Here is a 15733-nt window from a genome sequence, read left to right on the forward strand (position 1 = left end):
TACTATATAATTGAATAAAATGAGTTTAACAGATCAGGTAGAAGCAGCGTTAGATACCATTCGCCCTTATTTAGAGGCAGATGGCGGAAACGTTTCTGTAGAAGAAATTACGCCTGAAAAAATAGTTAGGTTAAAGCTATTGGGTTCATGCGGCTCTTGCCCCATGAGTATCATGACGCTTAAAGCAGGCATTGAACAAGCTATATTAAAAGCAGTACCGGAAATTATGGGTATTGAAGCAATAAACCTAACGGATATTGATGACCCCAATGCCGTGCTTCCTGAGAATTTAAGATAGTTGTTAAGATTTGTTAAATTACATATTGAGTTATTTCAATAATGTATTTTTGTGAGCTTGTTTAAAACAAAATTAAACGGCGCAAGTAGTATCACTACGGGTTTAATTAATGAAAAAGTTAATAGGCATATTGTTTTTATTTGCATCACTCTCCGTTTTTGCACAAAAAAAGGAAAGCCCGCTGGTGCAATTTACCGGCGTGGTATATAATGCCGATAGCACCAATGTGATAGTTCCTTTTGTAAACATTACTAATCTTAATAATAAAGGGACTGTTAACTCAGCCAATTACAAAGGCTATTTTTCTTTTGTAGTGCATGAGCAGGATACCCTACGCTTTACCGCTGTTGGTTATGCGCCGGTAACCGTTGTTATACCAGCCAATGTTACCAGTAAAAGCTATACCGCGCGGATAATGATAAAGCCGCAGATCAACAATTTACCGGTTGTGCGTTTGTTCCCCTGGGCTACTACAGATGAGTTCAGAAAAGACTTTGTATCGGCAAAGTTAGCGGATGATGACCTTGAAATAGCCCGGAAAAATATAAGCAGAGCAGCATTGTTTGCTTCACAAAATACTTTGGCAAGAGATGGGCATGAAATACAATCTGCCAATGCTAACCAGTTTCATAACAACATTGTAAATTCGCACTCCATTACCAACCCGCTATTGAACCCATTAGCATGGGGCAGCCTCATCAAGCAAATTGCTGATGGCGATAAGAGCCGGGGAACTTCGAATTAGTTGTTTTTATTTATTGTATCGCGTCATGCTGAATTTAAAAATCCGTTTGGCATCTGAAGGGGAAATGACATTTGCCGGGGTCATCCTGAGCTTGTCGAAGGACGTGCGCAAAGGCCCACCTCGCTATGCTTCGACAAGCTCAGCAGGACCCATATAACCAAATATGTCATCCTATGTTTGCATAGAGGTTGTTTACAACAGGAATAAGAATAATTTTATTGGAGAAGAAAAAGGGTAAAGAGAAAAGATTAAGCTTTGTCATTGGCTGTAGGAAGCCGTTCAGCATGCTAATCCCTTTACCCCTTTGCTTTCGAGCTTGAACAGTTCATTAGGCCAAGAGAGCCTGAATGTAGGATTGATAAGCCGTTAAGCAAGATTTCTTCTACTTTTTATTATCTCTTAAACAAAGTTATGCAAACTCAGACAAATTACACAGGCATTGACATTTCAAAATCGTTCTTTGATGTAGCGTTCCTTCAGGCAGGCCATTACATTTATCACAAGTTCAGCAATGACCGGAATGGTTTTAAAGCTTTATTAAAGGCGCTGCCTTTGGGTAGCCGGGTGGTAATGGAAGCATCCGGACCTTATTATCTTCAGCTGGCCTGTTTTCTTCGTGATGAAGGTTTAGCAGTAAGTGTTATTAACCCATTAGTTATTCGTCGTTTTAGCCAGATGCGGATGTCGCGTGCAAAGACAGATAAGAAAGATGCAAAAATAATCGCTGAGTATGGCAGAATGGAACAGCCTGTTTTATGGCAAAGGCCGGAGCAGCATGTCCTTACCTTACAGCAAATAGAGGCTTTGATGACAAGGTTGCAAACGGAGCACACGGCTCTAAGCAACCAGTTGGAAAGCTTTAATAGCAGCGGTATGCTGATAAAGGAATTGAGAAAAGAGATCAGCGGAGAGTTGCTCCATAAAGCCAAACTGATCAAGAAGTTAAAAAAACAAATGGAGCAGATCGCAAAGGTACATTATTCAGATATGCTGGCTGATCTGGAAAGCATACCGGGAGTAGGCAGGAAAACGGCGATGATGTTAACCGTTCTGAGTGGAGGATTTACCCGGTTTGATGATTATAGAAAACTGAGTTCTTATATCGGCATCTGTCCAAGGATATTTGAATCAGGCAGCAGTGTTAAGGGCAAGGCCAGGATCTGCAAGATGGGTATGTCACGGATAAGAGCAACACTGTATGTATGTTCATGGAGCGCATCCAGGTGTAACAAAGCCTGTCGGGAACTTTATCAGCGCCTGTTATCAAAAGGTAAAGCAAAGAAACTGGCTTTAATAGCCGTTGCCAATAAACTATTAGAACAAGCCTTTGCCATCGCTAAACAACAAACAAAATACAATGAAAATTATTCAAATATTATTTGCTTTTAAACACAGTTCATGCTGAATTTATTTCAGCACCTCTCAAGCAAGATATACAACACTGCAAGTCGCCAACCAGTCCCGAGAGATGCTGAAATAAATTCAGCATGACAGTCTGTTTAGTTCTTGTCTTCTTGCTTCTCTTCTTACCGTCCTTTTTTAGCGGCGGGGAATTTCATCCGGTAATCAACATCAACGGAACCTTTTGAAATATCGTTCAATTTTTTTTCTATCAGGCGTTTGCGTAATGGGCTCAACTTGTCGGTAAATAGCTTGCCTTCTATGTGGTCATACTCATGTTGTATAACACGGGCGGCCATTCCTTTAAAGGTTTCTTCGTAGTGTTTCCAGTTCTCGTCGTAGTATGACATTTTGATAACCGGCTTGCGGGACACATCTTCACGGATATCAGGGATACTTAGGCAACCCTCATTAAAAGACCACTCTTCGCCGGTCTCTTCTAAAATACAGGCGTTAATAAACGCTTTTTTAAATCCTTTCAGCTCGGGCTCTTCATCATCAAACGGACTAACATCAACAATAAATAACCGCATTGACATACCTATCTGCGGGGCTGCTAAACCTACACCATGGGCACCGTACATGGTATCAAACATATTATCAATTAATTCTTTAATATGCGGATACTCATCGGGCTCAATAGAGGGGGCCTTGCGCCTTAATACCGGGTCGCCGTATGCTACAATAGGATATTTCATTATACAAAAGTAATAGTTTTATTATTTAGGCTCAAATAATAAGGTTATCATACGGTCATTATCAAATATTTCATTGCTTATTTCTAACAGATCTTCGGCAGTTACCTCATTTATCTTATTAAAAATATCTTCCAGCGTATCAATATGGTCAAAATCAAGCAGGCTTTTAGCCATAGATATGATCAAATTCATCCGGTTTTCTTCGGCCAGGGCTATCTGCCCAATAAATTTTTCTTTCGCCTGTTTTAGCTGAACCGTACCCAGTTTATTATCCCTAAGCTTCTTTAATTCTTTATGCACCAGTTTTAAGGCTTTTTCGGCCTTCCCGGCATCGGTGCCAAAGTAAATAGAGAATATGCCCGTATCGGTTAAGGATGTATAATTACTTTCAATAGTATAAGCAATGCCATACTTCTCGCGGATCTCCAGGTTTAACCGGTTACTCATGCCCATGCCACCCAAAACGTTATTGAGCAGTAACAAGCCATATTTATTTTTATGTGCCGATGGATAGGCCCGGCCACCTAAAACACAGTGGGTTTGCGCGATAGGTTTTTTTATAGCATGATAAGCGCTTTTAATAATATCAGGCGCTATCCGGTTTTTCTGTTTATTATTTTCGGTAACGTTGCCAAAATACTTTTCGCAAAGCTTAATCAGCTTATTAAAATCATAATCGCCATAAACGGCAAATACCATTTGGTGGGTGTTGTTATTGGCAAGGGTGAACTGTTTAATATCATTGCCACTTAATGCTGCCACAGATTCTGGTGTTCCCAAAATGTTTTTACCTATCGGATGGCCTGCAAACAGCAGTTCTTCAAAATCATCCTGTATAGCTTCTTCCGGCTGGTCCTGATAGGATGCGATCTCATCCAGGATAACACCGCGTTCTTTTTCCATTTCTTCCTCCGGGAAGGTAGAGTGGAACAGGATATCTTCAAACAAATCTACCGTGCGCTCCAAGTGCTGTTTTAAAAGCGATGCGTGGATGCAGGTGTACTCTTTGGTGGTATAAGCGTTTAAATCGGCACCTACCAGCTCCAGGCGGTTCAGTATCTGGGGAGTGTTGCGCCTTTCGGTCTCTTTAAACAGCAGGTGCTCTATAAAGTGGGCCAGGCCTTCTTTACCGGGCAGCTCGTCGCGTGAGCCGGCATTAAGCACAAAGCAGCAATGTGTAATAGGCGATGGGAAGTGTTTAAATAGTATCCGGATGCCGTTTGGCAACCTGTGAACGTGGTGATCTGTCATGCAATATTCAAAGATAACGTTTAAACGGGCAATTTGATTGTCATTATGTATGTTTACATTATGAAATTACAAATCGCCGACCTTGAGTTTGAACCACTTATATCGCACGAGCAAATACAGCAGCGCGTTGTTGAAGTGGCGCAGCAAATAAACACCGATTTTGAGGATAAAGAACCCGTATTCATAGGCGTGCTTAACGGCAGCTTTTTATTCATAGCCGACCTGGTAAAAGAAATTGTAGTGCCCTGCGAGGTAACCTTTGTAAAACTGGCATCCTACTTCGGCGGTTTATCAAGCACGCGCCAGATCCGTGACGATTTTGACCTGACCATTGATATTATAGGCCGGGATATTATTTTGATAGAAGATATTATTGACAGCGGCAATACCATTAAATATCTCATAGAAAAACTAATGGTTCGCCAACCGGCATCAATCACCGTATGCTCCCTGCTTTTAAAACCCGATGCTATTGAGTACAGCATTGAAGAATTAAGATACGTTGCCTTCCAGATCCCAAATGAATTTGTTGTAGGCTATGGTTTAGATTACAAGGAATTAGGCAGGAATTTAAAAGGGATTTATAGAAAGATTGGATAGGTGAGGAATTTTTTCCAGTTGGGCTCAACGACACGAGTGTATTGTTACCATGCGCGTCATTGCGAGGAACGAAGCAATGACGCGCTTGGCGGTATCAGCTTAGGCAACTACATAAAAGCCTAATTTAAAAGCAACCTAAACCGGTTGCCACGCTATCTCAGTCATAAAATCAACTGCCTGATTTATAGAGTGAACCCCTTCAATGCTCAATCGCAGGGTGTTTTTTACTTCTTTTAAATTCGTTTTTCGTGGGTTGCGTTGTACAAAATTGAGCACTTCTTTAAAAGCATCAGTTTCGAAATAGGATGATTGCTGGTTTGTAATAAAATAGCCACGCAGTACATTCTTTTTTAACGATACCTTTTCAAATCCTATAGCCTTACCCAGCCATTGCAGACGTACGGAGTTCAACAAATCATTTACCTGTTCTGGAATAGGGCCAAAGCGGTCATGCAGTTGTTGTTTAAATGCTTCCAGTTCTGTTTCGTTCTCCACTTTGGAAAGCTCGGTATACAGATTGTAACGCTCGGCTATACTGGTCACATATTCATCCGGGATCAATATTTCCTGGTCGGTATCAATTTGGGTAAAGGATATGTATGGCTTAGGTTTATCATCCGGAAAAACCCCTTTAAACTCGTCTTCTTTCAACTCCTGTATGGCCTCATCTAAGATCTTATGATACATATCAAAGCCAATTTCGGCAATGAAACCGCTTTGCTCGGCGCCTAACAGGTTACCGCTGCCGCGGATGTCCAGATCACGCATGGCTACGTTAAAGCCACTGCCCAGATCGCTAAATTCTTCTATCGCGCTAAGGCGCTTGCGGGCCTCGTTGGTTAGGGTAGATAAAGGCGGACTCAGCAAATAACAATAAGCCTTTTTATTGCTTCGCCCAACACGGCCGCGCATCTGGTGCAGATCGCTCAGGCCAAACATGTGGGCGTGATTAATGATGATAGTATTGGCATTAGGGATATCCAAACCAGCCTCAATAATAGTAGTTGCCACCAGTACATCATACTCGTGGTTTACAAATTTCAGCATTACATCTTCCAAAGCATCGCCCTCTAACTGGCCGTGTGCAATACCTATGCGGGCTTTCGGAACCAGTTTATGGATCATGCCTCCCAGTTGTGGCAGGTCGGCCACACGGTTATGGATAAAAAATACCTGCCCGTCGCGTTCAATTTCGTGCTCAACGGCTTCTTTTATCAGCGTATCGTTAAATACATGCAGTTCGGTAACTACCGGCTGCCGGTTTGGCGGCGGGGTAGATATAATGGAAAGGTCGCGTGCGCCCATCAACGAAAAATGCAGTGTGCGTGGAATAGGGGTAGCGGTAAGCGTAAGGGTATCTACATTGGCGCGCATTTGTTTTAGCTTCTCTTTGGTAGATACGCCAAACTTTTGCTCCTCGTCAATTATCATCAGCCCCAGATCTTTAAACTTAACATCTTTGCTTACCAAACGGTGCGTGCCAATGATGATATCTACCTTGCCTTCTTTTAATTTACCAAGTGTGTCTTTTATCTGCTTACTGCTTTTAAAGCGGTTTACGTAATCAATATTGCATGGGAACCCCTTTAGCCGGTCGCTGAATGTTTTGTAATGCTGGGCAGCTAAAATGGTGGTAGGGACCAATATAGCCACTTGCTTGCTATCTGCTACGGCCTTAAAAGCCGCACGCACGGCTATCTCGGTTTTACCAAAGCCCACATCGCCGCAAATTAAGCGGTCCATAGGGTGCGGCGATTCCATATCTTTCTTAAAATCGGTAGTGGCTTTTTCCTGGTCGGGGGTATCCTCATAAAGGAAAGATGCTTCCAGCTCGGTTTGCAGATAACTATCCGGCGAAAAAGCATTACCATCCTGCGCCTTACGTACAGCGTAAAGCTTGATCAGATCGCGGGCAATATCTTTAACTTTTTTTTTTGTTGTTTTCTTCAGCCTTTCCCAGGTATCGGTACCCAGCTTATTCATGCGGGGCTGTGCGCCTTCTTTGCCGCTATATTTACTAATGCGGTTCAGTGAGTTAATATTCACATACAGCAGGTCGTTGTCTGCATATACCAGGCGGATCATTTCCTGCACCTTATCGTTCACTTCCACTTTCTCCAGGCCGGCGTACTTGCCTATACCGTGGTCAATGTGGGTGATGAAGTCACCGGGTTTCAGGTCGCGGAGCTCTTTAAGCGTAATAGCTTGTGAGCGCTGATAACCCTTCTTGAGCTTGTATTTGTAATACCGGTCAAATATTTGGTGATCAGTATAGCAGGCTAATTTCTGCTCCTTATCAATAAAGCCTTCGCGGATAGAAATGCTTACAGGAGTAAATTTAACCGTCTTGTCCAGATCATCTAAAATGGCATAAAGCCGCTCTACCTGCCGGGCGCTATCGGTTAAAATATAGTTCTCTATCTTTTCAGCCTCATTAGCTTTAAAGTTATGTATGAGCAGGCTAAAATCTTTATTAAAAGACGGCTGCGGGCGCATATCAAAGTTAATAGCTGTATCTGCCTGGTAAAAGAACTGCTTGCCAAACTCTACCAACGGGAAATCGCGCAGCTGGTCGGCTATCAGCTTCTCATCAGTAAAGCTAAATTTGGGGTCTATCCAGTCGGGGTTTTGGGTCTTATCTTCTGCGGATAAAGCTTTCCAAAGTTGAGTGGCTTTCTTGTATCCGGTTTGGATAATATCCAGCGTAAATTGTACATCTTTTATCCAAATATGCGAGTCGGGCTCTACATATTCCAGCAGGGAAATATTATTCTCGGTTAAAAACTTCGATTGTACATTAGGAACAATGGTAATGTTCTTTACCTGTTCAACAGAAAGCTGACTTTCTATCTCAAACGTGCGTATCGATTCAATAAAATCACCAAAGAATTCTATGCGGTAGGGCAGGTCATGCGAGAAGGAGAAGATATCTACTATACCTCCACGAACAGAAAATTGCCCCGGCTCGTAAACAAAATCTACCCGGTCAAAATCATATTCAACCAAAAACTCACTGATAAAATCAATGCTTAGTTTGTTCCTTACTGCAATTTCAAGGGTGTTTTTCTCTAACGATGCCCGGTCTATTACCTTTTCGGCTATAGCTTCGGGGTAAGTAACAATTAGCTGGCCATACTCGGATGAATGGTTAAGCTCATTTAATACTTCTGCCCGGGCAAGCACATTACTGCTGTCGGGCTGGGTAAACTCAAAAGGTTTGCGATATGATGACGGGAAAAGCAAAACATCCTTGCCCGTAAGGTTTTCCAGATCTGCCAGGAAATAGGCTGCTTCTTCACGTTCGGGCAGTACAAATATCATGTGCTTGTGCTGCAAAAAATACAATGCTGCCGCCATGGCCGCATCCCCTGATCCGACTAAACCTCGCAGCTGTATCCTTGGATTTTTGCCGGCATTAAGCGCTTGCGCCAGAGCCTTTACCCGTTCGTCAGCCTTGTATCGCTCTAATATGTCACGGATGTTCAAATCGATGCAAATATAGGTAAAAATGGGTTTTTAATGCCCGCCAATTAATTATCAAAAATTATAGCAAACAATTTAGCCTCTTGTTTACTTTTAAATGATATTTCCACGATAGACATATTTACCAAACTTTATACAACATGAAGAATTCAGTAATTTACGGCCTGCTAATAGGAGTTTTAAGCGCCATATGGCTTTTTGTAGTAATACGTACAACAGTTAGTGATTTGTCTGACAGCAAAGTTGCCCCTATTGAATACGCTTCTATATTTATACCACTTATAGGGCTATATTTTGGAGTTAAAAACTTTCGCGACGGAGAACTTAAAGGGCAAATGGGCTTTTTAGAGGCGCTTATACAAAGCTTTAAAATATTACTGGTAGGTGGTGCATTGGCCATTTTTTCGGTAATATTATATGTTAATTATGTGTTGGCTGGTAACGATACCAGTTTTCAAAGCTTTAGCGGGCGCATATTCGGTGCTTTACTTGTTGGTGTTATTTTTGCATTTGGTGTATCTTTATTGCTTACAACCAAATCAAACAAAGTTGATTAAAAAGCTTTTTTCGAGATACTTTGAATTAACCTTTTGGATAGTGGCTTTGATATGCCTGGCGCTTACAAACCCGGCAGATGAAAGCCATTTTAGTTTATGCCCTTTAAAAATGATGGGCATAAAATGGTGCCCCGGCTGCGGTTTAGGGCATTCAATTTCTTACCTCTTCCACGGTGATATTAAAAACTCTTTTCATGCGCACTGGCTGGGGATACCCGTTGTAATTGTTTTGCTCTATCGTATTTATACACTTATTTTTATGAGTAAGAGGTATGAGAATTTATTAAACAATGGAAAGGAGCGCTCCGCTCACCTTGGAGATAGATGAAAATTTATTGCCTCCGGGGATATCCTCAGCGAAGGAGTAATTGTAAAGCCCAATTTCAATAATAAATGGCAAAACCAACCGGATTTCGCCGAATAAACAAGCTCATTTACCGATGTATTATTATAGGCTGCCTATATTGTATTGGTATTTTTTTAATGCGATATTAGTTTTACATCATCAATCACAAACTAAACGCAAAAAAAATGGACACTTACAATCCTTATATGTCATTATCCGGCATTACAACTGAAGAAATGGCATTTTTACATCAGGCAACCAATGATCTTACTGATACACAGAAACAAAGCTTTTTTTTAGCCTACTCTGGTAAAAGGAAAAGCCCGCAAGATATTTTGATATTTACACTGCTTGGCTTTCTTGGCTTTGCGGGTATACAAAGGTTTATTACAGGGCAGGTAGTTTTAGGTATATTTTACTTTTTTACAGTAGGCTTTTGCTTCATAGGTACTATTGTTGATTTGATAAACCATGTATCAATTGCACTGGAATACAACAAAAAAATGGCTTTCGAAAGCTTCCAGATAGCTAAAATGAGCGCTTAATTAAAATACCTAAACTATGAAAACGTATAAAAAATCAGTTACAAGCAAATTAGTGTCCCGTTTCGACAAAGAACTAATGAGTATTATAATGAGCGACCTTAAAACAATCAGAGCAAAAAGACTTAAACGTTCGATGATATAAACAAGCTTTTTTTAATAAAGATCAAAACGAGGTAAGAGTTGGAAGATCGGCAAAATCGATCTGCGCCAAAGAAAATATTACCCGTCGTTTTGATCTTTGTCGTTTTAAGCTTCCGTTACTCACCCACGGCTTTTTAGCCATTATTGGGATGCATAAATTAAAACTGGCACGTAAATAGCAATGCATAGCGTATAACATTATACAATGATAATTCCGTTTAAAAAAACACGCACCAGTATAAAAGAATTTACCGAAAAGCTATCCCGGGATGGCTTTAGGCAGATATTTGACCACATAGATCAGTTCAACATAAAGAAAGGTGTTGACACCATGGGGCTTGATAAGTTTATTAACCAATGTGCATACCTGGCAGCAGGCTCGGGCGCTATATCCGGCTCAGGCGGCATTATTACTATGGTAGTTGGTATGCCTGTTGATTTTGTGAACCTTATAACACAGCAGTTTAGGGTTACCATGGCTATTATGTATTATAATAAAGGTAGTTACAGGATTGGATTTGAAGAATTTATGAGCCTTGTGGCAACCTCCTTTAAGGTAGAAGCCGGTGTGGCTATGACCAAAACCATGATGGAAGGTATTGCCGAAAAGTTACTGCTTACCTTTGGTGTACGTACCGCCGAAAGATTGATACCGGTTGTGGGCGCTGTAATTGGCGGGACAGCTAATTATTTGTTTGTAAAGCGTATGGCCGACAAGGTTAAGGAGTTGTACCCAAACGCGACGATTATTATCCCTATAAGTTAATCAAGATAGTCTTTTGCTGTTAATTTTGGTTTAGTGCCGGCTTTGTGCTATTTTACATAAATGACAGTTAAAGAAGCATTAATAGGGTTTTATAAATTTAACAGACTTAATCTTACCCAAGATTTTGAATCGCATTGTGTAAGGGTTTACGTAGGTTGCATTTTAGCGCCTGTACCCAATATTAATGCCCGGAAAAAGTATCTGAAATTTCATGATATGCACCATGTCATGTCGGGCTATGGCATAGATCGTGTTGGCGAAAGTGAAATAAGCGCCTGGGAGTTAGGTTCAAGAAGTTGCCGCAAACCGTTAATATCTGTTATGAATCTTTTTGCCTTATCTACAGGTTTTATATTAAATCCTAAAAAAGTTATAAGTGCTTTTTATCGCGGTTGCCGAAGTAAGAACCTGTATTATATGAGTGATGGAATGCGGGAAGAAGATATAGATAACCTCAACTTAGCCGATATTAAAAGCCATCATTTAGAAATCCACTCGAAAATAAGGTATAAGTGGTTAAGGCAAATAGAGTTTACAGGATACATTTCAATGTCAATGGTAATCCACATAGGTATGCTGATTGCCGGCAAAATGTTATTAACCGCCGAGAGTATAAAGAATAAGCTGATAAAAGTTAAAACCGCTTAACGGTTAGCTACAATATCATTGGTCAGCTTCACAAAATCAGCAACACTCAGGCGCTCGGCCCGCAGGTCAAGTGTTTTGTCGTCAACCATTTTTTCTTTATTGATAAGTGATGACAATGCGTTCCGCAATGTTTTGCGGCGCTGGTTAAAGCCGGCCTTTACTACCTGCCAAAATAATTTCTCATCACAACCCAGCTCCTGGTTATCATTTCGGGTTAGCCTGATCACTGCAGATAGCACCTTTGGCGGCGGATTAAATACACCGGCTTTTACTGTAAATAAATATTCAACCTTGTAATAAGCCTGCAAAAAAACGCTTAGTATCCCATACTCTTTGCTGCCGGGTTTTGATGCGCAACGTTCAGCCACTTCTTTTTGAAACATTCCTACCACCTCTGGCACCTGCTGGCGGTTATCCAATATCTTAAAAAGTATTTGAGATGATATGTTGTATGGGAAATTACCTATCACCGCCAGGCTGTCGTTAAATGTGGCTTTAAAGTCCAGCTCTAAAAAATCGGCATTAAGCAGCCGCGGACCTAAATTAGGATATCTCTTTTTTAAGTAATTGTATGATTCGGTATCTATATCAATCAAAAATGTTTCGTAGTCGGTTTTTTGCAGCAGGAAATCAGAGAGGATGCCCATTCCGGGGCCAACTTCAAGTACCTGTTTATATTTGCCGGCAGGGCGCAGGCTGTCAACAATTTTTGAGGCTATGTTTTTATCAGTAAGAAAATGCTGACCTAAATGCTTTTTTGCCCTTACTAACGTCATTATCAATTTTTATTTAAGCAAATTAAGACATATTTGTGCTTTAATCAGGAATTATAAACTGAAAATCTTTTAATTTGCAGTTATAAGCTTAGGGCTCAAAGCCAAAAGCGTAAAGCAATTATAATAAACCGGTTACTGCGATTCATGAAAAAGCAGCTGTAAAGCAATTATGAATTAACTGAATTGGTGGAACCAACATATAACCTGTAGAGCAATTCTGCCGGCGAAATAATAAATATATGAGCGATAAACCTAAAATAGGAATAAGTATAGGGGATGTTAATGGTATTGGATTAGAAATAATCATTAAAACCCTGGCAGATCCTAAAATATACGAATATTGTACCCCAATTGTATACGGGCATACCAAAGTGGCATCATTCCATCGCCGCTCAACAGATATAGGCGAACTTAACTTTAATGTTATTAACCATCCGTCGCAAGTGGTGATAAAGCGGGCCAATATGATTAACTGCTGGGAAGAGGATGTGCGTATTGAGCCTGGTCAGGTAACTGCCGATGGGGGTAAATATGCTTATATATCACTGCAACGGGCTACCGATGACCTGTTGAACGGCGATATTGACGGGCTGGTAACCGCTCCTATAAACAAAGATAATATCCAAAACGAGGAGTTCAATTTTCCTGGCCATACCGAATACTTACAGCACAGGGATAGCAAGCCGGAATCATTAATGTTTTTGGTGAGTGATACCCTTCGGGTAGGTGTAGTAACCGGGCATATCCCAATTTCAAAAGTATCTGAAAGCATTACTACCGAAAAAATTGTTGAAAAACTTAAACTGATGAACGCCAGCTTGCATGACGATTTCTGGATCCGTAAACCAAAAATTGCGGTACTGGGATTAAATCCGCATGCGAGTGATAACGGGCTTATCGGTAACGAAGAAAAAGATACTATTATCCCTGCAATTGAAGAAGCAAGGAATAATGATGTGCTGGCATTTGGCCCGTACCCCGCCGATGGCTTTTTTGCCAACGGGACTTACCTGCAGTTTGATGCTGTACTGGCCATGTACCATGACCAGGGGCTGATCCCTTTTAAACAAATAGCGTTTGAATCGGGCGTAAACTATACTGCCGGGCTAAGCTTTGTACGTACCTCGCCAGACCATGGTACAGCATATGATATTGCCGGTAAAAACCTTGCATCAGAGATCTCTTTCAGAGAAGCATTATTTACGGCATTACACATTATCAGGCACAGAAAAGAGACTGCAGAACTGAACGAAAATCCACTGATATTCACAAAACTAAGCCGCGACAGGGACTAAAAAGCACCATTTGAGATACTGTTTTTAAAAAATTACCGTTTATTTAAAACATTTGTCTCTAAAATCCATTTCCCTGTTTAATGAGTAATTTAATTAACCGCATTAGGTCAATTGATGCGTTTCGTGCGGTTACCATGTTCCTGATGATATTCGTGAACGATTTGGATGGTGTGCCAAATACCCCTCAATGGCTTAAACATGCAGCTGTAACCGCCGACGCTTTAGGATTGGCCGATACAATTTTCCCGGCATTTTTATTCATCGTAGGTTTATCTATACCCTATGCTTTTGAAAGGCGCCTTAAAAAGGAAGACGCCAAAATTCCAATGCGTATTATCACCCGGTCATTCGCGCTGGTATTTATTGGATTTTTTCATGCCAATATGGAAACTTATGATGACGCCAACACCCTTTTGCCAAAACCAGTGTGGGATAGTCTGGCCACCTTTAGTTTCTTTTTCATTTTTTTAGATTACAGCAAATGGACATCGCTCATTGGCCGGTACCTGTTACAGGGCTTTGGGGTTGTTTTACTGATAGCTATGTGCATACTGTACAAAAGCTCAGATCCCGGGCATCCGTGGCTGCATTTAACCTGGTGGGGCATACTGGGGCTCATTGGCTGGGCATACCTGCTTTGTGCTTTCATTTATTATTACTCCAACGGTGTATTATGGGTGCAAGCCGCTGCCTGGCTGTTTTTCATGTTCTTTAATATTGATTTCCACTTTGGGATGCTTAATTTTTTAAGCGGGATACAAAAATATGTGTGGATTGCCGGCAACGGAGCTATGCAGGCTTTTACCATGGCGGGCGTGTTTGTATCGGCGCTGTATATAAGACTTAGGCAGAATAACGAGCTTAAAATGCTTTGGGTGGCTATGATACTAATGGCTATCATATTATTTAACCTTGGCTTTATTGTTCGTTATTTTAGCGGTGGCATATCAAAAGCACGAGATACCCCTTCATGGGTTTTGATATGTACCGGCATAAGCCTGGTAATATACGCGGCGTTTGTTTTTGTAGTAGATACAAAACAAAAGTACAGCTGGTTTAAGATAATAGAGCCGGCAGGTACCGGTACTTTTATGTGTTATCTGATCCCTTTTTTAGTTTATCCGCTATATCAAATGACAGACTTTGCCTACCCGGCTTATCTTGACCAGGGAACCGGGGGGCTTATCAGATGCTTTTTGTTCTCTTTTGTAATAGTATGGCTAACGGGATTGCTCCAAAAAATTAACATAAGGCTTAAGATATGAGGGAAGAGAGTCAAGAAATTAGAGCCGGGAATCAAGATGGATGCGTTTATATCTTGTCTCTTGATTCCTGACTCTTAACTCCCCTTATTCTCCATTGTTTATAACTCATTTTCTATTTAAAAAAAACACTTTCCAGTTTTAGTAAATTTACCTACATTTGCGGGCTAATTGTTGCTCATTGAAATCGCTAAGGACATATTCAATCCCATTTACCGGCTTAAAGCTGGGTAAGCATTATTTTGAATACGAAATAAAGGATGATTTTTTTAACGAGTTTGAATATTCGCTGGTTAAGAAGGCCAATCTTATTTGTAAGGTTGAACTTGAAAAACAAGAGACCATGCTTATTTTAAACTTTGATATCATAGGTACCATAAGTGCCACTTGTGATAAATGCTTATCAGAATACCAGCAACCGATGGATATTCATGAACAGCAGATTGCCAGGTTCAGCGAAGAGGAAATGGGCGAAGATGATGAGATTATTACACTTGGCAAAAACGATCACGAGATCAATATTGCCGGGCTGATATATGAATACGTAAATGTTGCCTTACCATTTGTTGCATTATGCAGTAATGAAGGCGGCACGAAACAGTGCGACGAGGAAATGCTTGATAATTTGAATAAGTTATCGGCTAATGATGAACAGGAAGAGAAAATAGACCCAAGATGGGACGCTCTTAAAAAATTTAAGTAACATTTAATAACAGGATTATGCCACATCCCAAAAGGAAAATTTCAAAATCAAGAAGAGATAAACGCAGAACGCATTACAAAGCCGTAGCTCCTACCTTAACTACATGCCAAACTACTGGTGCTGTACACTTGCCACACAGAGCTTATACTGTTGATGGTAATGTATACTTCAACGGTAAAGTACTTATCGAGAAGGCAGTTGCAGTATAATAAGTTAAT

At 40.8% G+C, this 15733-nt stretch carries 17 protein-coding genes; 13 read left to right on the forward strand and 4 right to left on the reverse strand.

The window, feature by feature from the left end:
- Nucleotides 1-19 precede the first annotated feature (19 nt).
- From WC743_RS22530 to WC743_RS22540, 3 genes are all read left to right on the forward strand, one after another.
- Nucleotides 20-298: a NifU family protein gene (locus WC743_RS22530; RefSeq protein ID WP_373015815.1), complete on the forward strand. Its 279-nt coding sequence runs from the start codon at nucleotides 20-22 to the stop codon at nucleotides 296-298.
- A gap of 109 nt (nucleotides 299-407) precedes the next feature.
- Nucleotides 408-1043 carry a hypothetical protein gene (locus tag WC743_RS22535; RefSeq protein WP_373015816.1) on the forward strand — a complete coding sequence of 212 codons (636 nt, stop codon included), beginning with the start codon at nucleotides 408-410 and terminating at the stop codon, nucleotides 1041-1043.
- Nucleotides 1044-1454: 411 nt separating this feature from the next.
- Nucleotides 1455-2432, forward strand: a complete 978-nt coding sequence (locus WC743_RS22540; protein WP_373015817.1) for an IS110 family transposase — start codon at nucleotides 1455-1457, stop codon at nucleotides 2430-2432.
- A 137-nt stretch (nucleotides 2433-2569) separates the two neighbouring features.
- On the opposite strand, the gene def is transcribed toward WC743_RS22540, so the two are convergent.
- Complete coding sequence (gene def, locus WC743_RS22545) at nucleotides 2570-3142, reverse strand: peptide deformylase (protein WP_373015818.1); 573 nt, start codon at nucleotides 3140-3142, stop codon at nucleotides 2570-2572.
- Nucleotides 3143-3163: 21 nt separating this feature from the next.
- On the reverse strand, nucleotides 3164-4393 hold the full coding sequence (locus WC743_RS22550) for a M16 family metallopeptidase (protein ID WP_373015819.1): 1230 nt from the start codon (nucleotides 4391-4393) through the stop codon (nucleotides 3164-3166).
- Between the two features lie 60 nt (nucleotides 4394-4453).
- On the opposite strand from WC743_RS22550, the gene hpt reads away from it, so the two are divergent.
- The gene (hpt, locus tag WC743_RS22555) at nucleotides 4454-4993 is read left to right on the forward strand and encodes a hypoxanthine phosphoribosyltransferase (protein WP_373015820.1); all 540 of its coding nucleotides are present in this window, start codon (nucleotides 4454-4456) and stop codon (nucleotides 4991-4993) included.
- A gap of 135 nt (nucleotides 4994-5128) precedes the next feature.
- Here hpt and mfd read toward each other — a convergent pair whose 3' ends face one another.
- Nucleotides 5129-8479, reverse strand: a complete 3351-nt coding sequence (gene mfd / locus WC743_RS22560) for a transcription-repair coupling factor (protein WP_373015821.1) — start codon at nucleotides 8477-8479, stop codon at nucleotides 5129-5131.
- 137 nt (nucleotides 8480-8616) lie between these two features.
- Between mfd and WC743_RS22565 the strand changes: the two genes are divergently transcribed.
- From WC743_RS22565 to WC743_RS22585, 5 genes are all read left to right on the forward strand, one after another.
- On the forward strand, nucleotides 8617-9033 hold the full coding sequence (locus WC743_RS22565; protein WP_373015822.1) for a DUF4199 domain-containing protein: 417 nt from the start codon (nucleotides 8617-8619) through the stop codon (nucleotides 9031-9033).
- Nucleotides 9026-9361: a DUF2752 domain-containing protein gene (locus WC743_RS22570; protein WP_373015823.1), complete on the forward strand. Its 336-nt coding sequence runs from the start codon at nucleotides 9026-9028 to the stop codon at nucleotides 9359-9361. The genes WC743_RS22565 and WC743_RS22570 overlap by 8 nt, the downstream gene beginning before the upstream one ends.
- A gap of 203 nt (nucleotides 9362-9564) precedes the next feature.
- The gene (locus WC743_RS22575) at nucleotides 9565-9924 is read left to right on the forward strand and encodes a TM2 domain-containing protein (protein WP_373015824.1); all 360 of its coding nucleotides are present in this window, start codon (nucleotides 9565-9567) and stop codon (nucleotides 9922-9924) included.
- Between the two features lie 346 nt (nucleotides 9925-10270).
- Nucleotides 10271-10831, forward strand: a complete 561-nt coding sequence (locus WC743_RS22580; RefSeq protein WP_373015825.1) for a hypothetical protein — start codon at nucleotides 10271-10273, stop codon at nucleotides 10829-10831.
- A 60-nt stretch (nucleotides 10832-10891) separates the two neighbouring features.
- A complete protein-coding gene (locus WC743_RS22585; protein ID WP_373015826.1) occupies nucleotides 10892-11479 on the forward strand; it encodes a hypothetical protein in 588 nt (195 codons plus the stop codon).
- On the opposite strand, the gene rsmA is transcribed toward WC743_RS22585, so the two are convergent.
- The gene (rsmA, locus tag WC743_RS22590) at nucleotides 11476-12255 is read right to left on the reverse strand and encodes a 16S rRNA (adenine(1518)-N(6)/adenine(1519)-N(6))-dimethyltransferase RsmA (RefSeq protein WP_373015827.1); all 780 of its coding nucleotides are present in this window, start codon (nucleotides 12253-12255) and stop codon (nucleotides 11476-11478) included. The genes WC743_RS22585 and rsmA overlap by 4 nt on opposite strands.
- A gap of 239 nt (nucleotides 12256-12494) precedes the next feature.
- Between rsmA and pdxA the strand changes: the two genes are divergently transcribed.
- The 4 genes from pdxA to rpmF all read left to right on the forward strand — a co-directional run bounded on the left by pdxA (nucleotide 12495) and on the right by rpmF (nucleotide 15724).
- Nucleotides 12495-13550 (forward strand): 4-hydroxythreonine-4-phosphate dehydrogenase PdxA, encoded by a 1056-nt coding sequence (gene pdxA, locus WC743_RS22595; RefSeq protein WP_373015828.1) that lies wholly within the window; start codon nucleotides 12495-12497, stop codon nucleotides 13548-13550.
- An 80-nt stretch (nucleotides 13551-13630) separates the two neighbouring features.
- Nucleotides 13631-14815, forward strand: a complete 1185-nt coding sequence (locus WC743_RS22600; RefSeq protein ID WP_373015829.1) for a DUF5009 domain-containing protein — start codon at nucleotides 13631-13633, stop codon at nucleotides 14813-14815.
- A gap of 178 nt (nucleotides 14816-14993) precedes the next feature.
- Nucleotides 14994-15515, forward strand: a complete 522-nt coding sequence (locus tag WC743_RS22605) for a DUF177 domain-containing protein (RefSeq protein ID WP_373015830.1) — start codon at nucleotides 14994-14996, stop codon at nucleotides 15513-15515.
- Nucleotides 15516-15532: 17 nt separating this feature from the next.
- Nucleotides 15533-15724, forward strand: a complete 192-nt coding sequence (rpmF, locus tag WC743_RS22610; RefSeq protein ID WP_373015831.1) for a 50S ribosomal protein L32 — start codon at nucleotides 15533-15535, stop codon at nucleotides 15722-15724.
- Nucleotides 15725-15733 lie beyond the last annotated feature (9 nt).

It is taken from the genome of Mucilaginibacter sp., assembly GCF_041660805.1.
Lineage (GTDB): Bacteria > Bacteroidota > Bacteroidia > Sphingobacteriales > Sphingobacteriaceae > Mucilaginibacter.